Annotated in this window: 20 protein-coding genes; 14 read left to right on the top strand and 6 right to left on the bottom strand. The window is 70.4% G+C overall.

The annotated features are described in order from the left end of the window. The first annotated feature begins 45 nt into the window (after positions 1 to 45). Positions 46 to 684: an HAD family hydrolase gene (locus tag ACWEVP_RS06575; RefSeq protein WP_452061608.1), complete on the top strand. Its 639-nt coding sequence runs from the start codon at positions 46 to 48 to the stop codon at positions 682 to 684. Here the strand turns inward: ACWEVP_RS06575 and ACWEVP_RS06570 are convergent. From ACWEVP_RS06570 to ACWEVP_RS06555, 4 genes are all read right to left on the bottom strand, one after another. Then, on the bottom strand, positions 677 to 1375 hold the full coding sequence (locus ACWEVP_RS06570; protein ID WP_452061607.1) for a hypothetical protein: 699 nt from the start codon (positions 1373 to 1375) through the stop codon (positions 677 to 679). The genes ACWEVP_RS06575 and ACWEVP_RS06570 overlap by 8 nt on opposite strands. Next, on the bottom strand, positions 1372 to 1902 hold the full coding sequence (locus ACWEVP_RS06565) for an RNA polymerase sigma factor (protein WP_452061606.1): 531 nt from the start codon (positions 1900 to 1902) through the stop codon (positions 1372 to 1374). The genes ACWEVP_RS06570 and ACWEVP_RS06565 overlap by 4 nt, the downstream gene beginning before the upstream one ends. A gap of 96 nt (positions 1903 to 1998) precedes the next feature. Beyond that, on the bottom strand, positions 1999 to 3087 hold the full coding sequence (locus tag ACWEVP_RS06560; protein ID WP_285457198.1) for an inositol-3-phosphate synthase: 1089 nt from the start codon (positions 3085 to 3087) through the stop codon (positions 1999 to 2001). Positions 3088 to 3156: 69 nt separating this feature from the next. After that, complete coding sequence (locus tag ACWEVP_RS06555; protein ID WP_086679623.1) at positions 3157 to 3702, bottom strand: PadR family transcriptional regulator; 546 nt, start codon at positions 3700 to 3702, stop codon at positions 3157 to 3159. Positions 3703 to 3947: 245 nt separating this feature from the next. Between ACWEVP_RS06555 and ACWEVP_RS06550 the strand changes: the two genes are divergently transcribed. From ACWEVP_RS06550 to ACWEVP_RS06535, 4 genes are all read left to right on the top strand, one after another. After that, the gene (locus ACWEVP_RS06550) at positions 3948 to 4346 is read left to right on the top strand and encodes a DUF5318 domain-containing protein (RefSeq protein ID WP_452061605.1); all 399 of its coding nucleotides are present in this window, start codon (positions 3948 to 3950) and stop codon (positions 4344 to 4346) included. 67 nt (positions 4347 to 4413) lie between these two features. Continuing rightward, a complete protein-coding gene (locus tag ACWEVP_RS06545; protein WP_452061604.1) occupies positions 4414 to 7155 on the top strand; it encodes a transglycosylase domain-containing protein in 2742 nt (913 codons plus the stop codon). Positions 7156 to 7478: 323 nt separating this feature from the next. Beyond that, positions 7479 to 9734 (top strand): transglycosylase domain-containing protein, encoded by a 2256-nt coding sequence (locus tag ACWEVP_RS06540; protein WP_452061942.1) that lies wholly within the window; start codon positions 7479 to 7481, stop codon positions 9732 to 9734. Between the two features lie 78 nt (positions 9735 to 9812). Further along, complete coding sequence (locus ACWEVP_RS06535) at positions 9813 to 12146, top strand: transglycosylase domain-containing protein (protein WP_452061603.1); 2334 nt, start codon at positions 9813 to 9815, stop codon at positions 12144 to 12146. Between the two features lie 42 nt (positions 12147 to 12188). On the opposite strand, the gene ACWEVP_RS06530 is transcribed toward ACWEVP_RS06535, so the two are convergent. Further along, positions 12189 to 13232: a Gfo/Idh/MocA family oxidoreductase gene (locus tag ACWEVP_RS06530; protein WP_452061602.1), complete on the bottom strand. Its 1044-nt coding sequence runs from the start codon at positions 13230 to 13232 to the stop codon at positions 12189 to 12191. Between the two features lie 56 nt (positions 13233 to 13288). Here ACWEVP_RS06530 and ACWEVP_RS06525 point away from each other — a divergent pair, with 56 nt between their 5' ends. Continuing rightward, a complete protein-coding gene (locus ACWEVP_RS06525; protein WP_452061601.1) occupies positions 13289 to 14347 on the top strand; it encodes an ROK family transcriptional regulator in 1059 nt (352 codons plus the stop codon). Positions 14348 to 14396: 49 nt separating this feature from the next. After that, a complete protein-coding gene (locus tag ACWEVP_RS06520; RefSeq protein ID WP_452061600.1) occupies positions 14397 to 15947 on the top strand; it encodes a glycosyltransferase family 87 protein in 1551 nt (516 codons plus the stop codon). Here the strand turns inward: ACWEVP_RS06520 and ACWEVP_RS06515 are convergent. Continuing rightward, positions 15944 to 16717 (bottom strand): deoxyribonuclease IV, encoded by a 774-nt coding sequence (locus ACWEVP_RS06515; protein ID WP_452061599.1) that lies wholly within the window; start codon positions 16715 to 16717, stop codon positions 15944 to 15946. The two genes, ACWEVP_RS06520 and ACWEVP_RS06515, sit on opposite strands and share 4 nt — an antisense overlap. A gap of 114 nt (positions 16718 to 16831) precedes the next feature. Between ACWEVP_RS06515 and ACWEVP_RS06510 the strand changes: the two genes are divergently transcribed. The 7 genes from ACWEVP_RS06510 to rplI all read left to right on the top strand — a co-directional run bounded on the left by ACWEVP_RS06510 (position 16832) and on the right by rplI (position 21331). Next, complete coding sequence (locus tag ACWEVP_RS06510) at positions 16832 to 17623, top strand: hypothetical protein (protein WP_452061598.1); 792 nt, start codon at positions 16832 to 16834, stop codon at positions 17621 to 17623. 121 nt (positions 17624 to 17744) lie between these two features. Beyond that, entirely contained in the window at positions 17745 to 18647 is a 903-nt protein-coding gene (locus tag ACWEVP_RS06505) for a hypothetical protein (RefSeq protein ID WP_452061597.1), read from the top strand. 81 nt (positions 18648 to 18728) lie between these two features. Beyond that, positions 18729 to 19610: a hypothetical protein gene (locus ACWEVP_RS06500; protein WP_452061596.1), complete on the top strand. Its 882-nt coding sequence runs from the start codon at positions 18729 to 18731 to the stop codon at positions 19608 to 19610. 102 nt (positions 19611 to 19712) lie between these two features. Then, the gene (gene rpsF / locus ACWEVP_RS06495) at positions 19713 to 20039 is read left to right on the top strand and encodes a 30S ribosomal protein S6 (RefSeq protein WP_176173898.1); all 327 of its coding nucleotides are present in this window, start codon (positions 19713 to 19715) and stop codon (positions 20037 to 20039) included. A 17-nt stretch (positions 20040 to 20056) separates the two neighbouring features. Beyond that, positions 20057 to 20566 (top strand): single-stranded DNA-binding protein, encoded by a 510-nt coding sequence (locus ACWEVP_RS06490; protein WP_125309235.1) that lies wholly within the window; start codon positions 20057 to 20059, stop codon positions 20564 to 20566. 43 nt (positions 20567 to 20609) lie between these two features. Beyond that, positions 20610 to 20858 carry a 30S ribosomal protein S18 gene (rpsR, locus tag ACWEVP_RS06485; RefSeq protein WP_003098744.1) on the top strand — a complete coding sequence of 83 codons (249 nt, stop codon included), beginning with the start codon at positions 20610 to 20612 and terminating at the stop codon, positions 20856 to 20858. A gap of 14 nt (positions 20859 to 20872) precedes the next feature. After that, a complete protein-coding gene (rplI, locus tag ACWEVP_RS06480; RefSeq protein WP_257926071.1) occupies positions 20873 to 21331 on the top strand; it encodes a 50S ribosomal protein L9 in 459 nt (152 codons plus the stop codon). Positions 21332 to 21426 lie beyond the last annotated feature (95 nt).

The raw sequence follows: 21426 nt of genomic DNA, 5'->3' as shown, positions 1-21426 counted from the left end.
GTAAGGGTAGCTAAGTAAGTCTGCTCACAGGCTAGGCTCGGGGACATGGAAGCGGTGATCTTCGACCTCGACGGCGTCCTGGTGGACTCGGAGCGCATCTGGGACGAGGTGCGGCGCACGGTGGTCGCCGAGCACGGCGGCACGTGGCGCCCGGAGGCGACGCGCGCGCAGCAGGGGATGAGCACGCCGGAGTGGGCCCGGTACCTGGTGGAGGAACTGGGCGCGCGGCTGTCGCCCCCGGAGATCGCGACGCTGGTGGTCAAGCGGATGGCGGCGCGGTACGCGGCGGAGCCACCGTTGATCCCGGGAGCGGTGGAGGTCGTGCGGCAGGTGTCGGCGCGGTGGCCGGTGGCGATCGCGAGTTCGTCCCCGGTGATCCTGATCAAGGGGTTCCTGGACGTGACGGGATTGCCGGTGGGGGCGGCTGTGTCGTCGGAGCAGGTGGGCGCGGGGAAGCCGGCGCCGGACGTGTACCTGCGGGCGGCCGAGCTGCTGGGGGTGGCACCTGATCGGTGCGCGGCCGTGGAGGACACGACCAACGGCCTGCGGTCGGCGTTGGCGGCGGGGATGGCGGTTTACGCGGTGCCGAACCCGCACTTTCCGCCGGACCCGGAGGTGCTCGGGCAGGCGACCGCGGTGGTGGAGAAGATCACCGACCTGCCGGGAGCGCTGGGGCTCAGCTGACCTCGAAGCGAACCGGCGGCGAGCCGGGAGGCACATCGGCCACGAAGACCAGGAGATCCGAGGCGAGGTGCCCCACCGGGCGGGCCAGGGTCAAGTCACCGTTCGCCGCGTAGAGCCGCAGGGTCCGAACGGTGGAATCGGTGAAGAACGCGGCCTTGCCCGGCGGCAGCGGTCCGCTGGGTTCACCGAGGTAAGCGGCGCGCATCCCGCGGGGTGGCAGTTCCCCGGCGAGGGTGCATCGAGGTCCATCACCGTAGAGCGAGGCGCCGGTTGCGAGCTGCTGCCCGGCCGGCACCGAAGCCACGCAAAGCAGCCCCGTGAGCCCACCGCGCCCCCCTGAGGTGAAGGCGTAAGCGGTCCAAGGGTCCGTTTGACCGACGAAATCGGTCAAACGGACCCTGTCGTACAGCCCGAACAGGGAGTGCATGGGTTCCGGAGTGAACTCCGCCGAGGTCAACGGCACTCCAGGCTGCGCCGGCGGGGCCGAAGGCGTGTTGAGCTGCGTGGCCAGCAGCACGCTCGTCAGCACCACCAGCACCGCCGCCAGGGGCGCGACCACCACCGTCGACCGGCGGCGTCTCGGCCTCCGTTGCCTCCTCTGCTGCTCCGCCCACGCCGCGTCGAGGTTGGGCGTGACCTGCTCCGCCTGCCCCCGCAGGGCGTCGGCCAGCTTGCGTTCGAGGTCGGTCATCGCTCACCTCCCGGCTCTTCCCCCAGGTGCTTGCGCAGGTTCTCCATCGCGTGGTGGGTGGTCGCCTTGACCGTTCCCGGGGAGATGCCCAGCGTCTCCGCGATGCCCGCCGTACTGAGGTCCAGCCAATAGCGAAGCACCAGTACCTCGCGTTGGCGACGGGACAATTTCCCCACCACCTCGCGCAGCCGCTCGTGCTCCCAGTTGGCCACCGCCCTGACCTCGGCCGACAGCTCGTCCGGCGGTCTCTCCTGCGGGGTCCGCCGGACCACGCGCAGGTGCCGCGTGCGCGACCGCGACATGTTCACCACGGTCGTGCGCAGGTAGCCGGCCACCCGCGTGTGGTCGGACAGCGTGTCCCAGCGCTGGTGGAGCTTGACGAACGCCTCCTGTGCGACGTTCTCCGCGTCGTCCGCGCCGAGCAGGTGCGCCAGCCTCGTCATCTGGGCGAAGTGCTCGCGGAACAGGTCGTGGAACGTCGGCGCGCCCAGGTCCTCCGGCGCGCTTTCGCCCACGCTCGCACTCACGCCCCGCCAACGCGCACCCCGCCCCACCGGTTTAGTGGAGCACGCGAAGAAGGCCGCCACCAGCGGAGCGGTGACGGCCTTCTTCTCAGCGGAGGATCAGCGCTCGACCTCGCCGCGGATGAACTTCTCGACGGCGTCGCGCGCGGTGGCGTCGTCGTACTGCTCCGGCGGCGACTTCATGAAGTAGGACGACGCCGACAGGATCGGGCCGCCGATGCCGCGGTCCTTCGCGATCTTCGCGGCGCGGACGGCGTCGATGATGATGCCCGCCGAGTTCGGCGAGTCCCACACCTCGAGCTTGTACTCCAGGTTCAGCGGCACGTCGCCGAACGCGCGGCCCTCGAGCCGGACGTAGGCCCACTTGCGGTCGTCGAGCCACTGCACGTAGTCCGACGGTCCGATGTGGACGTTGCCCTTGCCGAGCTCGCGGTCGACCTGCGACGTCACGGACTGGGTCTTGGAGATCTTCTTCGACTCGAGCCGCTCGAGCTCCTTCATGTTCAGGAAGTCCATGTTCCCGCCCACGTTGAGCTGCATCGTCCGGTCGAGCTGGACGCCGCGGTCCTCGAACAGCTTCGCCAGCACGCGGTGCGTGATGGTGGCGCCGACCTGGGACTTGATGTCGTCGCCGACGATCGGGACGCCGGCGTCTTCGAACTTCTTCGCCCACTCGGGGTCGGAGGCGATGAACACCGGCAGCGCGTTGACGAACGCCACACCGGCGTCGATCGCGGCCTGGGCGTAGAACTTGTCGGCCACCTCGGAGCCCACCGGCAGGTACGACACGAGCACGTCGGCCTGCGCCTCGCGGAGCGCGGCGACGACGTCGACCGGGGTCTCGTCGGACTCCTCGATCGTCTCGCGGTAGAAGCGGCCGAGCCCGTCGTGGGTGTGGCCGCGCTGGACGGTGACGCCGAGCGGCGGCACGTCGGCGATCTTGATGGTGTTGTTCTCGGAGGCGAAGATCGCCTCGGACAGGTCGCGGCTGACCTTCTTGGCGTCCACGTCGAACGCGGCGACGAACTCGATGTCGCGGACGTGGTAGCCGCCGAAGTCGACGTGCATCAGACCGGGGACGCGGGTGGCCGGGTCCGCGTCGCGGTAGTACTGGACACCCTGGACCAGCGACGCCGCGCAGTTGCCGACGCCCACGATGGCCACCCGTACGCGGCGGTTCTCGCCCATGGGGGTTTCTCCTTCAATCCGTCTGTTCAGTAGGTCTGGTGCCGCGACGCTGCGGCCCGGCCGCGCGGCTCAGGTCTCGGGACCCTGCCGTTCGGCTTGTTCGTGCGCGATCAGCTCGTTGAGCCAGCGCACCTCCCGCTCGCTGGTCTCCAGCCCCAGCCGGTGCAGCTCACGGGTGTAGCGATCGATCTTCTCCTCGGCCCTGGCCAGCGCCGCCCGCATGCCCTCACGGCGTTCCTCGACGCGGCGGCGGCGACCCTCGAGGATCCGCATCCGCACGTCGGCCGGGGTCCGCGAGAAGAAGGCCAGGTGGACGCCGAAACCTTCGTCGTCCCAGGTCTGCGGCCCGGCGTCGCCGAGCAGCTCCCCGAAGCGCTCCTTGCCCTCCGCGGTGAGCTTGTAGACCCGCCGTCCGCGCCGCGACCACGCCCGGTCGTCGGCCTCGTCCAGCTCTTCGACCAGGTACCCGGCCCGCAGCAGCTTTCGCAGGGTCGGGTACAGCGAGCCGTACGAGAACGTCCGGAACGTGCCGAGCGTCTCGTGCAGCCGCTTGCGCAGCACGTACCCGTGCATGGGCGCTTCGTGCAGAAGACCGAGGATCGCGAACTCCAGCACAGCGCACCCCCTTCCGGGAACAAACCGAGACGAACCGCGTTGCTCCGAATGATCGCCTCGATCCAACCTACTCAGCCACTATATCGCGCCGATACATCGAAGTGGCGAAGCTAACGGGCGCCCTCACTCTGGAGTGGGGGAAATTCACCGGAGAGTTATCGAACGTCCGGCGTGTCCGCCCCGGTCACGGGGCCGGTCGCGCTAGGGGGCGTGGACGACACAGGAAGAGCCCGTACTCTGTCCTGGTGATTAACCAGCGGCAGGTCGTGGACTACGCGCTGCAGCGCCGTGCGCTGCTGGCCGAAGTCCGCTCCGGGCGCGTCGGCAGCTACGAAGCCTGCGACGCGAGCCCGTACCTGCTGCGGGCGGCGAAGTTCCACGGCCGGGCCGGTGACCAGCCCTGCCCGATCTGCCGCCAGGAGCCGTTGACCCTGGTGTCCTGGGTCTACGGTGACGAACTCAAGCACGTCGCGGGCTCGGCGAGGACCCCCGAGGAGCTGGCCAGGATGGCCGGCCTGTTCGCCGAGTTCACCGTGTACGACGTCGAAGTGTGCCGGGCGTGCCACTGGAACCACTTGGTCCGGTCGTACGTCCTCGGCACGGGGGAGCCGGTCGACGGTCCACGAAGGACCGCAGGCCGGTGAGCTGGATCACAACCGCTGAAGAGCGCAGAACGGCGCACTACCGGGTGCCGGTCTGGGAGGCCCATTCGTGAACGACGACCGCAACCGCTCCTGGCCGGGCCAGGAGCCAGATGCACCTCGCCGTGCCCAGTCAGGCCCGTGGCCGGGGGAAGACCCCGGACCGGCGTGGCCCGGCGAAGAAGCCCCCCGCCGGCCCCAACGCGGCACGCCGCCACGCGGGAACCCGCGCGGCGGGTCGCCCGAGTGGCCGTCCGGTGACGAAGGCGGCCCCCAGTGGCCCGCCGGCGACGAGCCGCCGCGGCGGCCGCAGCGCCCGCGTCAGCAGGGCCAGCAGGGCATGACGGCGCGCCGCGCCGTCCCGCCCCCCGGCCAGCGCGCGCAGCAGGGTCCGCCCGGCTCGCCGCCGCAGGGCTTCCGCCAGCCGCCGGGTGGCCGGCGGCCCACGCCGCCGCCCGAGCGCGAGCCGGACCTGATCACCCACCACGCGCACAACGGCACCGACGACTTCGGCCGCGACCCGTACGACGACGGCTACGACGACGCCGCCTTCAACGAGTTCGCCGACGACGTCGAGCCCCAGGAGGAGCTCGACGAAAAGGGCAAGAAGGTCCTCACGCCGGCGCAGCGCAAGAAGCGCCGGTGGAAGATCATCCGGCGGGTGGGGTACGCCTTCGTCGGGCTGTTCTTCGTCGTCCCCGCGATCGCGTTCGTCATCACGTACTTCCTGGTCGACGTGCCGACGCCGGAGAGCATCAAGTCGCTGCAGAACCAGCCGATCACCTACTACGACGCCGGCGGCCAGGTGATGGGCCGCGAGCTCCCGCCGGGCGGCGACCGCCAGCTGCTGAAGCCGGGCGAGGTGCCCGAAGTCGTCAAGCACGCGGTGTACTCGGCGGAGGACGCGACGTTCGAGACCAACTCGGGCTTCGACGTCACCGGCATCCTGCGCGCGGTCTGGAACCAGGTCTCCGGCGGCCAGGGCGGTGGTTCGACCATCTCCCAGCAGTACATCAAGCAGGCGACGCAGAACGACGCCCCGACGCTGACCCGCAAGTGGACCGAGCTGGCCAAGTCGTTCAAGATGAACAACCAGCAGTCCAAGGAAGAGATCATCACTTCCTACCTGAACATCGTCTACTTCGGCCGCGGGGCGAACGGCATCCAGGCGGCCGCGAAGGCGTACTTCAACAAGGACGCCAAGGACCTCAACGCGTCCGAAGCCTCGCTGCTGGCCGGCCTGATCCAGGGTCCCGGCCGGTCGGAGAACCAGGCGTACGCGCAGAAGCGCTGGGCGTACGTGATGGACCAGATGGTCGCCAACAAGTGGCTGCGCGCGGACGAGCGGGCGACCTTCCAGTACCCGACGCCGATCCCGAAGAACGCCAACAAGGAGCAGAACTCCGGCAAGCTCACCTACCAGGTCCAGCAGCGGATCAAGGACGAGCTGGCGGCCAAGGGCTACGACGAGAACAAGCTGTTCTCCAGCGGCGCCAAGATCTACACCACGATCGACCCGGCGGCCCAGGACGCCGCGGAGAAGGCCACCGCCGACGGCATGAAGGGCCAGACCGACGAGAACCTGCTGAACGCACTCGTCGCGGTCGACCCGAAGACCGGCGGGGTGCTCGCCTACTACGGCGGGCCGGAGCTCGTGAAGGACGCCAACGGCAAGGACCAGATCGGCCAGGACCGCGCCAACCAGGCGCGGAACCCGGGTTCGTCGGTGAAGGCGTTCGACCTCACGGCGTTCCTCAAAATGGGCAAGGGCCTCGGCGAGACGTTCGACGGCTCCAACAACCGGGTGCTCGGCGGCCGCACGGTCCGGAACGCGGGTGACAGCGCCAGCTGCGGCAAGGACTGCACCGTCGCGAAGGCGATGGAGATCTCGGCGAACACCGTGTTCTACGACATGGTCCTGAACGTGACGAAACCGTCCCGGGTCGCGGAAGCGGCCAAGGAGGCCGGGGTCAAGGTCGCGCCGGACGGCAAGAGCGTCCTCTACACCGACGACAACAACATCTCGCTCGGTGGTGGTGGCACGGCCGTGACCCCGGAGGACATGGCGGCCGCGTACGCGTCGTTCGCCAGCGGTGGCACCTACCACGAGCAGCACTTCGTCGCGAAGCTGACGAACAACCAGGACGAGGTCGAGTTCGACCAGAACAACATCAAGACCAACCCGGCGTTCGACGACGACGCGTCGAAGAGCCAGCAGATCGCGGGCAACGTCACCGAGGCGCTGAAGCCGGTCATCGACCACTCGAAGCTGAAGTGCCCGACCGGCCACGAGTGCGCCGGCAAGACCGGTACGCAGCAGTACACGGCGAAGCCCGACGACCCGAAGGCGTACGCCGACCGCAACGCGCAGACGTGGATGGTGGGCTACACCCCGTCGGTGTCGGCCGCGGTCTGGGTCGGCGGCGACGGCAACAAGCCGCTGCACGACCCGAAGAACAAGCCGATCTTCGGTGCCACCATCGCCGGTCCGACGTGGCAGAACTTCATGAACCTCTACCTCAAGGGCAAGCCCGCGGAGAAGTTCGACAAGGTCCAGCCGATCGGCAAGGACGTCAACGACGTGACGACGACGCAGTCGAAGCCGTCGGACACGCCGACCACGACGACCCCGCCGTCCACCACGGAGACCCCGCCCAGCACCGAGCCGACCGACACCGAGACGAACACGACGTCGCGCACCGGCCGGCCCACGCGGCCCGGCCCGGGTGACACCCCGACGTTCCCGCTCGGCAACACCTCGGGAGGTGGTGGCGGCGGGGTCGCCCAGCCACCGGGCGCCGGGCCCGGGTAGCGACGTCCTCCTTCAGGGCCCTCCGCGAACGCGCGGAGGGCCCTGAAGCGTTTCGGGAACCCGGACGGCTCACGCGCGTCCCTTCCAAGAGGGGGCGGCGACCGATGCTGCCCGCGATTCCTGGAGGACAGCCCGTGCCCGACGATCGATCCCGCTCCTGGCCCGGCCAGGGTCCCGATCCGCGCCGTCGCGCACCCCAGGGTCCGCCCGGACAGGGCCCGCACGGCCAGGGTCCGCGCCGCCCGCAGCAGCCGTGGCAGCAGCAGCCACCCCAGCAGCCGCCGCGGACGCCGCCGCACGGATACCGGCCCGAGCCGCCGCCGATGAGCGGCGGCCCCGAGCTGATGACGCACCACGCGTACGAGGAGCCGGACACCCACGACGTCGAGCCCGAGGCCGACGGCAAACCGGTCCTCACGCCGGAGCAGAAGAAGAAGCGGCGCTGGAAGATCATCCGGCGGTGCGCCTACGCGTTCGTCGCGGTGTTCTTCGTGCTCCCCGCGATCGCGTTCGTCATCACGTACTTCCTGGTCGACGTGCCGTCGCCGACCGAGGTCGCGCAGAACCAGAGCCAGGCGGTGACCTACCTCTACGCCGACGGCTCGCCGATGGGCAAGGACGTCCCGCGCGGCGGCAACCGCGTCCTGCTGACCCCGGAGCAGATCCCCGACGTCATGAAGCACGCGGCGATCGCGACCGAGGACGACTCGTTCGAGACGAACTCCGGCTTCGACGTCGGCGGTCTGCTGCGCGCGGTGTACAACCAGGCCACCGGCGGCACGGGCGGTGGCTCGACGATTTCGCAGCAGTACATCAAGAAGGCCACCGACAACGACGCCCCGACGTTGACGCGCAAGTGGACCGAGCTCGCCAAGTCCTTCAAGATGAACCAGACGTACGAGAAGAAGGACATCATCACCGCGTACCTGAACATCATCTACTTCGGGCGCGGGGCGTACGGGGTCGGCGCGGCGTCGCAGGCCTTCTTCCACAAGGACGCCAAGGACCTCACCTTCTCGGAGGCCGCGCTGCTGGCCGGGCTGATCCAGCAGCCGGGCCGCTCCGAGAACCCCAAGGTCGCGCACGACCGCTGGAACACCGCGCTCGACCGGATGGTGAAGAACAACTACATCACCGCGGCCGACCGCGCGGCGGCGCAGTTCCCGACGCCGATCCCCCTCGAGGACAGCAAGCAGCAGGCCGGCGCGCCGCCCGCGTTCGTCGTCCAGCAGGTGAAGAACGAGCTGGCCGCGCACGACATCCCGGAGGACCGCTACTACTCCGGCGGCTTCGTCGTCCAGACGACGATCGACCCGAAGGCGCAGGAGGCCGCCGAGAAGGCCGCCACCGAGGCGCTCGAGAACCAGGTCGACGACAACCTGCTCGACGCGCTGGTCGCCGTCGACCCGAAGACCGGCGGCGTGCTCGCCTACTACGGCGGCAAGCCGATCGTGCAGGTCAACGGGCAGGACCAGGCCGGGCGCGACTGGGCGGACACGCCGCAGAACCCGGGTTCGTCGATGAAGCCGTTCGACCTCACGGCGCTGCTGAAGAAGGGCCAGGGGCTCGACAAGACCTACGACGGTTCCAACAACCGCACCTTCGACGGCCGCGTCGTCCGCAACGCCGGCCCGGGCAGCTCCTGCTCGCAGCAGTGCACGGTCGCCGAGGCGATGATGCGCTCGGCGAACACGGTGTTCTACGACATGGTCCTCAACGACACCAAGCAGGGCCCGGTCAAGGAAGCCGCGAAGGAGGCCGGGGTCGAGGTCAAGGAGGACGGCGGCCAGTCGATCATCTCCACCAAGGACAACAACATCTCCCTCGGCGGCGGCGAAACCCAGATCACGCCGCTGGACATGGCTTCCGCGTACGCGACCTTCGCCGCGAACGGCCAGCAGCGGCAGCGGCACTTCGTGCTCAAGGTGAGCAACGGCCAGAACGAAGTCGCGTACGAGGCGTCGACCGACGCGAAGGCCGCGTTCGACAGCGACTCCGACAAGAGCCGCCAGATCGCCGGGAACGTCACCGAGGCGCTGAAGCCGGTCATCGACTTCTCGCACCTGAAGTGCCCGAACGGCCACGAGTGCGCGGGCAAGACCGGGACGCAGCAGCACACGAAGGTCGCGGGCGAGCCGTCGTGGGCGGCGAACGCGAACTCGCAGACCTGGATGGTCGGGTACACGCCGTCGGTCTCGGTGGCGGCCTGGGTCGGCGGCGACGGCAACAAGCCGCTGCACGGCAAGAACAACTCGCCGATCTACGGCTCGACCATCGCCGGCCCGATGTGGCAGAAGTTCCTCTCGCTGTACCTGGCGGGCAAGCCGGGCGAGCGCTTCGACAAGGTCGACCGCATCGGCGGCGAGGTCCCGCCGCCGTCGTCCGAGGTGGTCACGACGACGGACGCGATCCCGCCGGGCGAGAACCAGGACAACGGCGGCGACCAGGGCGACAACGGCGGCAACAACGACAACGGGAACAACCAGTCGTCGTCGAAGGAGAGCACGCCGAAGCACACGAAGACGCCGACGTCGACGCCGAAGGAGACGCCGACCTCGACCGGCGACCCGGGGAACTGACGGCCTGAACCGCGGTGGGCCGCGGTACGTGTCCTCGACGAGAGGACTGCGTCCGCAGCCCACCGTGGAGGACGGCCCGTGAACCACGACCGCACGTCACCCGGCCGGCAGCACGTCCCGCGTCGACGGACCCGGCGGCCGGTGCCGCGCCCCGGACTGCTGGGCGCCGAGCCCGAGCTGATCACCCACCACGCGCACAACGGCACCGAGCCGGACGAGCCGCCCACCGTGCCGATCCGGCGGCCGCGCCCCGGTGAGCCGCCGCGCCGGCCACGGCCGCTCACCGGCCAGGACCTGCGGCGACGGCGCTGGCGGCGGGTCCGGCGGATCGCCTACGTCGTCGCCGGGCTGTCCTTCGCCGTGCCCGCGATCGCGTTCCTGATCACCTACCTCGCCGTCGACGTCCCGTCGCCGGAGACCGTCGCGCAGGCGCAGGGCCAGGCCGTGACCTACCTCTACAGCGACGGCACCGAGATGGGCAAGGACGTGCCCACCGGCGGCAACCGCCAGATCCTGGCGGCGAACCAGATCCCGGACGTCGTCAAGAAAGCCGTGATCGCGACCGAAGACGCGTCTTTCGAGACCAACTCCGGCTTCGACGTCGGCGGCATCCTGCGCGCGGCGTACAACCAGGTCACCGGCGGGTCCGGCGGCGGGTCGACGATTTCGCAGCAGTACATCAAGAACGCTTCCGGCGACGACGACCCGACGCTGAGCCGCAAGTGGGTCGAGCTCGCGAAGTCGTTCAAGATGAACCAGACCTACGAGAAGGCGGACATCATCACCGCCTACCTCAACATCATCTACTTCGGCCGCGGCGCCTACGGGATCCAGGCCGCCGCGCAGGCCTACTTCGGCAAGGACGTCGGGCAGCTCGACTACTCGCAGTCCGCGCTGCTGGCCGGCCTGATCCAGCAGCCGGGCCGTTCGGAGAACACCGCCGTCGCGATGAGCCGGTGGAACACCGCGCTGGACCGGATGCAGAAGAACGGCTACCTGACGCCGGCCCAGCGCGCGGCGGCGAAGTTCCCGGCGCCGATCCCGCTGAAGGAGAGCCGGGAAGCCGGTGCGCTGAACCCGTTCATCAAGAAGCAGGTCAAGGCCGAGCTGGCCGCGCAGGGCATCGACGAAAAGCAGTACTACGCCGGCGGGTTCCAGGTGTTCACCACCATCGACCCGCGGGCCCAGGAGTCGGCGGAGAAAGCCGTCGCCGAGGGCATGGCCGACCAGACCGACGACCGGATCCTCAACGCGCTCGTCGCCGTCGACCCGAAGACCGGCGGGGTGCTCGCCTACTACGGCGGCGACGCGATCGTGAAGGGCCCGAACGGCGAGGACCTGGCCGGCCGCGACTGGGCGGACGAGCCGCACAACCCGGGTTCGTCGATGAAACCGTTCGACCTGGCCGCGTTCCTCAAGCTCGGCCGCGGCCTCGACGCGCGCTTCGACGGCACTTCACCGCGCACGTTCCCCGGCGTCGACCTGCCGATCCGCAACGCGGGCGACAGCAGCAGCTGCTCGCAGCAGTGCACGGTCGCCGAAGCCATGCAGCGGTCCACCAACACCGTCTTCTACGACATGGTCCTCAACGTGACGAAACCGTCCGGCGTGGCGGAAGCGGCGCAGGAAGCCGGGATCCGGACGTCGGAGAACGGCGGCCGCAGCAAGCTGTTCACCGGCGACAACAACATCTCCATCGGCGGCGGTGGCACCCAGGTGACGGCGGCCGACATGGCTTCGGGGTACGCGACCTTCGCCGCGGGCGGCGTCCAGCGCGACCGCCACTTCGTGCAGAAGGTGACCAACGCGAACGGCGAAACCGCCTACGAAGCCAAGGACCGCTCGATCGACGCCTTCGCCGACAACGACCCGCAGAAGAGCGCGCAGATCGCCGGGAACGTCACGGCGGCGCTGGCCCCGGTGATCCAGTTCTCGCGGCTGAGCTGCCCGGCCGGGCACGAGTGCGCCGGGAAGACCGGGACGCAGCAGCACACCCCGCAGAACGACGAACCCGCGTCGGCGGCGAACGCGAACTCGCAGACGTGGATGGTGGGCTACACGCCCTCGGTGTCGGCGGCGGTCTGGGTGGGCAGCGACGGCGACAAGGCGTTGCGCGGCCCGAACGGCGCCCCGCTGTTCGGCTCGACGCTGGCCGGGCCGATCTGGGACCGGTTCATGCAGCTGTACCTGTCGGGACGGCCGGGCGAGCGCTTCGACCGCGTGGCGGCGATCAGCTCGCCGCAGGACCGGGTGCAGGTTCAGCTCCAGCAGCCCCAGCAACAGCAACCGGACCAGCGCGACCAGCGGATCCAGGTCGGGCCCGGCAACCAGCAGCAGCTGGACCAGTTCCGCCAGTTCCAGCAGCGGCTGCAGGAGCTGCAGGACCGGCAGCGGGGGAGGAAGAGGCCGTGACGTCGGCGCTGGGGGTCACCGGCGTCACGGCCAGTCTGGGGGTCAGAGCTTGATGACCGTGCCTTCGACGCCGGAGCGGTGCGCCGCTTCGATGACGCGCAGCGCTTCGACCGACGACTCCGGGTCGACCGGGAAGGCGCCTTCGCCGCGCAGGGCGTCGCGCACCTCGGCGTAGAACTGCTCGTAGCGACCCGTCTCGGTGGGGACCGTCTTGACGTCGTTGCCGACGCCGATCCGGCCCGCGTCCGACGCGGGTTCGACGGCCCAGCCGTCGTCGCCGGGGCGCATGCCCGCCTTGATCTGGGGTTCCTGCACGTCGAGGCCGTACTTGGTGAACGTCGCCTGGTCGCCGAGCACCCGGAACCGGGGGTTCAGCGTGCCGGCGAGCGCGGACGCCCAGAGGTGCGACCGGACGCCGCCCGAGTGCTTCAGCGCGACGAACACGTCGTCGTCGACCTGGACGCCGGCGCGGCGGCGGTCGGTCTCCGCGTAGACCTGCGTGACCGGGCCGAACAGCTGCAGCGCCTGGTCGACGATGTGCGCGCCCAGGTCGTAGAGCAGGCCGCCGGCCTCGGCCGGGTCGCCGAACTCGCGCCAGTTGTCCTTCGGCTTGGGCACCCAGCGGTCGTAGCGGGACTCGAAGCGGAAGACCTCGCCGAGCTTCCCGGACTCGAGGACCTTCCGGACGGTGAGGAAGTCGGAGTCGAGCCGCCGGTTCTGGAAGACCGTCAGGCCGACGCCCGCCGCCTTCGCCGCGGCGACGACCTGCTCGGCCTCGAGCGCGGTCGGCGCGAACGGCTTGTCGACGACCACCGGCAGGCCGGCCTCGATCGCCCGCAGCGCGAGCGGCACGTGGGTGCGGTTGGGCGTGCTGACCACGACGAGGTCGAGGTCGGCCGCCCGCGCGAAGAACGCGTCCGCGTCCGGGACGATCTCCGCGCCCGGGTGGTCGGTGCGCGCCTGGACGGCACTGCTCGAAGTCGAGATCAGCGCGGGAGTGAGCCCGGGAGTAGCCGCCACCAGCGGCGCGTGGAAGACGCGCCCGCCGATGCCGTACCCCAGGATGCCCACGCGCAAGTCACTCATGGCCCTCATTAAACAACAGTGTTGCTTAATTGGCCAGGCATGGGAAGATCCTGTCCATGGCGGACACCGGGGTGAACCTGCGCACCGTGCGCGAGCACAACCGCGCCTTGCTGCTCACGCACATCCTGCGCGCCGGTGGCCTCAGCCGCGTCGAGCTCGCCGAACGCACCGGGCTGACCCAGCAGGCCGTCTCCAAGATCGTGCCCGAACTCCTCGAAGCCGGCTTGCTGGACGAAGAGCGCCAGCCGTCGGCCGGGGTGGGCAAGCCACGCACGCAGCTGACCATCCGGGCCGGCGCCCGGCACGCGCTCGGCGCCCGCCTGGACCGTGACGAGTACCGCGTGCTGCGCACCAACCTCATCGGCGAGGTGGAGGAGACGGCGGGCGGCCCGCTGCCCGTCGGCTTCACCCCCGAGCAGGCCGTCGAGGCCATCGGCGCGACCGCGCTCGAACTCGCCGACGGCTTCGACGTGCTGGGCCTCGGCCTCGGCGCGGTCGGCCCGCTGGACCACCTCGCCGGCCTGGTCCGCGACGCGACGAACATGCCCGGCTGGCACGACGTCCCCCTGCGTGACCTGCTCGAGAAGCGCACCGGGCTGCCGGTGACGCTCGACAAGAACACCAACGCCGCCGCGTTCGCCCAGGTGTGGCCGGACGGCGAGCCGACCGCGACCGCGGTGGTGCTCGTCGGCACCGGCATCGGGGTCGGCCTGGTGATCGACGGCCGCCTGTACCGCGGCCCGCGGACCAACGCGGGTGAGTTCGGGCACACCACCATCGCCTTCGACGGGCCCGTCTGCGCCTGCGGGCGACGCGGCTGCGTCGAGATCATGGCCAAGCTGGCCCCCGACACGCGGACCGCCGCGGGCTTCCTCGGGATCGGCCTCGCCGACCTCGTGCAGGTGCTCGACCTGGAGCGGATCGTGCTGGCCGGGCGCGCCGTGCGGGACGAACCGGACACGTACCGTGACGCCGTTTCGGAACGGCTGGCGGAGCTGCTGCCGCTGCCCCAGTGGCAGCGGATCGAGGTCATCGAGGACGACGGCGGCGAGGAGATCGTCACGCGCGGGGCCGCCGCGGAGGTCCTGGCCTCGTACTACGCGAATCCGGCATGATCACCGGCTTCACCACCGCTGCCCCCGATCACCGCTAACATCCGCACTCGTGCCAGAGGAGACCACGCGCGAGCCGGACCCCGGCCCCGTGACGCTTACCCGGGCGGAACGGGTCGTCCCGAGCTGGAACGAGCCCCTCGCCGCGGCGGTCACCAGACCACTCGGCGGCCCGCTGGGCGAGCACGCGGCGGTCGGCAGGCACTGGTTCTGGTCGCCGCAGCGCGTCGGCCTGCTGCTGGCCACCCTCGCGCTGATGCTGTGCTGGCTCGGCAAGGGCTCCTGCATCCAGCAGTACCAGGACTCCAGCGGCGCCAACCAGCTCGACTGGCGGGCGGGCCGCCCGTTCGTCGCGATGTGCTACTCCGACATCGTGCCGCTCTACAGCTCCGAGCGGCTCGACCGGCCGGGCACCTTCCCGTACTACACGTCGTGGAAGGAGAGCTCGCAGACCGCGGAGAACGACACCCGGTACATGGAGTACCCGGTGTTCACCGGCCTCTTCCAGTGGGCGAACGCGAAGCTCGCGGCGGGCTGGCTGGACGTCGCCGAGAGCGGCTGGCTGCCCGGCGCGCTGCCGGTCGCCGTCTACTTCGACCTGACGGCGTTGTTCCTGGCACTGGCCTGGCTGGTCACCGTGTGGGCGACCGGCCGGACGGTGAAACGCCGGCCGTGGGACATGGTGCTGGTGGCGGCCTCGCCGCTGGTGCTGGTGCACGCGTTCACCAACTTCGACGCGATCGCGACCGCGTTCACCGCGACCGGCCTGCTCGCCTGGGCGCGCAAGAAACCGCTGCTCGCCGGGCTCCTGCTCGGCCTGGGCGCGACGGCCAAGCTCTACCCGCTGTTCCTGCTCGGCGTGCTGTTCTTCCTGTGCCTGCGCGCCGGGAAGCTCACGCCGTTCTGGAAGACCGCGGCCGCCACCGTCGTGACGTGGCTGGCGGTGAACGCGCCGTTCATCCTCACCGCGACCCGCGGCTGGTGGGAGTTCTTCCGGCTGAACACGCTGCGGCCGATGGACCCGGACTCGCTGTACAACGTCTTCTCGTACACCACGGGCTGGGCGGGCTTCGACGGTGTGCTGCAGAAGAACCAGACACCGACCTACCTCAACCTGACCGTCGCCGTGCTGTTCCTGGCCTGCTGCGCGGGCATCGCCTACCTGGCGCTGGCCGCACCGCGGCGGCCGCGCGTCGGCCAGCTCGCGTTCCTCGTCGTGGCCGCGTTCCTGCTGACGAACAAGGTGTGGAGCCCGCAGTACTCGCTGTGGCTGGTGCCGCTGGCCGTGCTGGCGATCCCGCGCTGGCGGCTGCTGCTGGGCTGGATGCTGATCGACGCCCTGGTCTGGGTGCCGCGGATGTTCTACTACCTCGGCGTCGACCACAAGGGCCTGCCCGAGGGCTGGTTCCTCGGCACGGTCGTGGTCCGCGACCTCGCCGTGGCCGCGCTGTGCGTGCTGGTCGTGCGCGAGATCTACCGGCCGGGCACCGACCTCGTCCGGGCCGCGGGCGACGACGACCCGGCGGGCGGCTTCCTCGACGGCGCCCGGGACGTGGTCGTCCCGAACGCCGTCCGGCGCCGCCGCAAGGCCGTGGCGGCCTAACCCAGCTTTTCGCGCAGGTAGGCGATGTCGGTGGCCTGACCGTCGGCCGGCGTCTCGACGACGACCGGCGCGCCGGCGGCCCTGGCCACCTCGACCAGCGCCTCGGGGTCGATCGTGCCTTCGCCCTCGACGACGTTGGCGTGCCGGTCGCGGGTCGAGCCGAACTCGTCGCGGGAGTTGTTGAGGTGCACCAGGTCGATCCGGCCGGTGATGGCCTTGACCTTTTCGACGGCGGTCGCGAGGTCCCAGCCCGCGGCGAACGCGTGGCAGGTGTCCAGGCAGAACCCGGCGCCGAACTCGCCGACCTTGTCCCACAGCCGGGCGATGACCTCGAGGTCGCGGGTGATCGCGTTCTCGCCGCCGGCGGTGTTCTCGATCAGGATCGGGACCTTGAAGCCGCCCTTCTCCTGTTCGCGCTCGAAGAGCTTGCGCCAGTTGTCGAGGCCGACCTCGACGTCGTCGTTGTCGCCGACGTGCCCGCCGTGCACGATCAGGCCCTTCGCGCCGATCGCCGCCGCGCCGTCCGCGTGCTGCGTGACGTTCTTGCGGGAGGGGATGCGGATCCGGTTGTTCAGCGAAGCCACGTTGATGAGGTAAGGAGAGTGGATGAACACCTCGACGGGGTCGGCCTTGATGGCCTCGCCGTGGGGGTGTGGCTTCGGGGCCTTCCAGCCCTGCGGGTCGGAGAGGAAGAACTGGACGACGTCGGCTTTGCGCTCGGCGACCGCGGTCAACGGGTCGTCGTCACGGACATGGGCGCCAATCAGCATGCCGAGCACGCTACTCCGGGTGCATCTTCGGCCTGTGGGACCGGTTGGTGACGCTCGTGGAGTACCGTGAGCGCGTTCCGTGATCCAGATTGGTCCGACTGCCGGAGGGCATCGATGGGGAAGCAGTTCACCCGGATCACCGCACTGGGATTCACTTTCGCCGCTTCGGCCGCGTTGCTCGCGCCGGCGGTGGCGAGCGCGGACACCAGCCCGACCCTCGGCGGCGACTGCTCGGCCACCCTGCAGAACGGCGAAGCGCGCGACGCGAAGACCGGTCTGGTCCTCGACGCCGGCGCCCCGCTGAACGCCCCGGACCGGCTGACCGTCGGGCTCGACTCGACGTCCCGGAACACGAACGGCTCGGCCCCGCTGCTCACCCTGCCGGTGGGCGACACCGTGCGGGCGCTCGGCATCGGCGACGTGCCGGTGGTCGGCGACGCGGCGGCGAAGACGGTCTGCCCGACCGCGCAGACCGTCGTGAACACCGTCGGTGGCGTGACGCAGGGCGTGGCCGAGGAGCTGCCCCCGCTGCCGCTCCCGCCGGCCCCGAACCCGCCCGCGCCGCCGGCTCCGCCCGGTCCGACGCCGCCGGGGCAGAACCCGCCCGGCGACAGCACCGGCCCGGTGACCACCGGACCCGGCAACGCGGGCCTGCCCGGAGACGCGATCTCGGGCATCTTCAGCAACGCCTCCCTGCTGCCCGGCAGCCTGGTGCAGGCGCCGGTGATCGCGCAGATCATCCCCGGCCAGCAGGTCCCGACGGTCGACGAGCAGAAGTCCGGCACGGCCGAGGCGCTGCCCGGCGTGACGCCGCCGGCGAAGCTGCCGATGCTGCTCGCGGTGCTGGCGCTGGCGATCGTCGCCGCGGCCCTCGTCCGGGCGTGGATCCGCCGCAAGCCGGCCTGAGTTGACCGAGGGTGACGCCCGCTTCCACTCGAATGCCGGACATTTCTGAGCGAGCGGGCGTCACCGTGCTGCCTTAACGTCGTTGTCCTGGGGAGAGGCGACGAGACAAGGGGCGGCGAGCATGCAGGATCGGACACGGAGGGCAACGGCGGTCGGAGCGACGGCGTTCGTGCTCGCGGGTTCGGCCGTGCTCGGCATGCCCGGCACCGCCTCCGCCGACACCAAGACCGTGCCCTGCGGCAGCACCGTGGAGGCGAAGCCGGGCGACACGATCAAAGCCACGACCCCGCTGCTCGGTCTCCCGCTCAACCTCGGTGTCGTCACCGAGGGCACCAAAGTGCTGACCGGAACCATCAACGCGATCCTCGGCACGCTCTGCCAGGTCACCGTCAAGGTGGTGGACACGGTCGTGGCACCGGTGCCGGTGGTCGGCGCGCCCGCGGCGAGCGCGATCAACCAGGGCGTGCAGGGTGTGACCAGCGGCGCCCAGCAGGGCGTGAGCGCGCTCAGCGGCGGCGGGCAGCCCGCGCCCCAGCAGCCCGGCGGCAACCCGCAGCAGCCGCCGTCCGGCGGGACCGGCGGCAACCAGCAGGGTGGCACCCCCCAGGGTTCCGGCGGCATCCCGGAAGCGAACAGCCCGCTGCTCCCCGGCTTCTCCGGCGGCGGCGCGAGCCCGGCGTTCGGCGGCTTCCCGTTCAGCATCGGTACGGGCTACGCGCCGATGCGGGACTACAGCGGCATCCCGTTCGCGACGGCCGGGCTCTTCACGCCGTCGCCCGCCCTCCGGTACGGCAGCCAGATCCCGGGTTACGCGCCCCAGTACGGGCTCACCGGGCCCGACCAGGCCGCGGCGGGCAACTCCGGCATCCAGACGGCGGGCCAGGCCCAGGCGCTACCGTCGGTGTCCGACGGATTCACGGACGGGTCGAATCTGCCGCTGCTGATCGCGGTGCTGGCACTCTCCGGAGTCAGCGCGGGCCTCGTGCGGACCTGGGTGCTCCGCCGAATGGCCGCTGCAAATTGATCCGACTGCCGAGTACCTTTCACGTATCTTCTTCGTTGATCCTGTTGCCCGGGACGACGCCCCCGTAAAGCTTTGGAGGACATGCACGTGCGGAAGATCCTGACCGCCACCGCCCTCGCCGCGTTCTTGGCAGGCGGCGCGTTCCTTTCCACGGGCACGGCTTCCGCCGCGACGACGCTCGCGGGCACGTGCTCGGGCGCGGTGAACGGCAGCATGGGCGACACGGTCGCGATCCAGGGCTCCTCGGTGAAGGAACTGGTCCGCAAGGGCGCGCGGGACTACGTGAACTCGCACCTGTGGACCGCGCTCTCGGTGTGGCCGGACTCCCTCGCCGACACGATCGCCGCCAAAGGCGCGCTGCCGGTCGGCCAGGTGCCGAACGCGGCGGGCGGCACGATCGCCGGCCCGGCGATCGGCGGCGTCGTCGCGACCGCGCTCAAGGGCGCCAACGGCCTCGGCGTGCTGGACAGCACCAAGAACGAGGTCCTCAGCTCGATCTCCGCGCACGTCGCGCAGGGCTGCGGCCTGACGACGGTCGCCACGAACTACGTCGCACCGGGCCAGCAGGGCACCGGCACCACGCCGGGCGGCACCGCGACCGTCCCGGGCGGCACCACCGGCAACCTCTCCAACCTGAACCCGGGCACCGCCGGCGGCACGGGCGGCAGCGCGCCGATGCGCGACTACAGCGGCATCCCCACGGCGACCGCCGGCACGGCCGTCGCCCCCGGTGCGCGGTACCCGGCAAACGGGACGCTCCCCGGTGACGCTTCCGCCCCGCAGGCCGGCCAGGGCGACCAGACCGGCCAGAGCGCCGGCATCCGCGACGCGGGCAACGCGCAGTCGCTCGCCTCGAACAGCGCGTCGAACGACGTCCAGCTGCCGATGCTGCTCGCGGTGATCGTGCTGGCCGGCGTCACGGCGGCCCTCGTCCGCACGTGGGCGCTGCGCCGCGCGAGCTGACCCCGGCGTCCGGCCCCGAAGGCACCCCCAGGTAGCCTTACCTGGACAAACCCTCCTGCCACGGACAGCCCGTGGCCGCGAGCCCATAGGAGGTGAGTGGTTGTGTCACGCCATTACGAGGTAATGGTCATCCTGGACCCCACGCTCGACGAGCGCACGGTCGCCCCCACGCTGGACAACTTCCTCAACGTGATCCGCACTTCGGGCGGTTCCGTGGAGAAGGTCGACGTCTGGGGCCGTCGTCGCCTCTCGTACGAGATCAAGAAGCACGCCGAGGGCATCTACGCGCTGCTCGACCTGAACTCGTCTTCGGACGCGGTGAAGGAGCTGGACCGCCAGCTGTCGCTGCAGGAGACCGTGCTCCGCACCAAGGTCATGCGTCGCGAGGTCAAGCGCGCCGCGGCCAAGCCCGCTGCCGCCAAGGCCTGAGCCCGAGGGGAACCCCGATGGCTGGAGACACCGTCATCACGGTGGTCGGCAACCTGACGTCCGACCCGGAGCTGCGCTTCACCCCGTCCGGTGCGGCGGTCGCGAACTTCACCGTCGCGTCCACCCCGCGCACGCTCGACCGGCAGTCCGGCGAGTGGAAGGACGGCGAGGCGCTGTTCCTGCGCTGCAACATCTGGCGCCAGGCGGCGGAGAACGTCGCCGAGTCCCTGACCCGCGGCGCCCGCGTCGTCGTGCAGGGCCGCTTGAAGCAGCGGTCGTTCGAGACGAAGGAAGGCGAGAAGCGCACCGTCGTCGAGCTCGAGGTCGACGAGATCGGCCCCTCGCTGCGCTACGCCACGGCCAAGGTCAACAAGGTCAGCCGCGGTGGCGGCGGCGGTGGTGACTTCGGCGGCGGCGGTGGCGGCGGCAACCGCGGTGGCGGCGGCGCTCCCGCCGACGACCCGTGGGGTTCCGCGCCGGCCGCGAGCAGCGGTGGCGGCGGCTTCTCGGACGAGCCCCCCTTCTGATCTCGTACACATCCACAAAGATTTGAATTACCAGGAGTAGACAGTGGCCAAGCCACCCATTCGCAAGCCCAAGAAGAAGGTCTGCGTGTTCTGCAAGGCCGAGAAGAAGGGCCGCCCGGAACTGATCGACTACAAGGACACCAACCTGCTGCGGAAGTACATCTCCGACCGCGGCAAGATCCGTGCCCGTCGCGTCACCGGCAACTGCAGCCAGCACCAGCGTGACATCGCCATCGCGGTCAAGAACTCCCGCGAAATGGCGCTGCTGCCCTACACCTCGACCGCGCGCTAAGGGAGGGCACTGACATGGCGAAGATCATCCTCACCACGGACGTGGCCAACCTGGGCGGCCCCGGCGACATCGTCGAGGTCAAGGACGGTTACGCGCGCAACTACCTGCTTCCGCGGGGCTACGCGATCGTGGCCTCCAAGGGCGCGGAGAAGAACGTCCGCACGATCCAGCGCGCGCAGGAGAGCCGTCGCATCCGCGACCTCGACCACGCCAAGGAGATCAAGGCGACGCTGGAGGGCCTCGGCGCCATCCAGCTCACCGGCAAGGCGGCCGAGGGCTCGAAGAAGCTCTTCGGTTCGATCACCGCCGGCGAGATCGTCGACGCGATCAAGGCGGCCGGTGGCCCGCTGCTCGACAAGCGCGTCATCGAGCTGCGCGACCACATCAAGACCGTCGGCAAGCACTCGGTCGGCGCCCGGCTGCACCCGGACGTCAAGGTCGACGTGCGCCTCGAGGTCAAGGCCTCGCAGTAAGGTAGTACGCCGTGCACAAGGCGGGTCGCTCCCTGGTGGGCGGCCCGCCTTCACGCGTTTCGGGGGAACCCCGGACACGCGGCCGTCGTCGTAGG

Source organism: Amycolatopsis sp. NPDC003865 (assembly GCF_053605345.1).
Note: the sequence above shows the minus strand (reverse complement) of the source record. Positions and strands in the feature narration are given on the sequence as shown.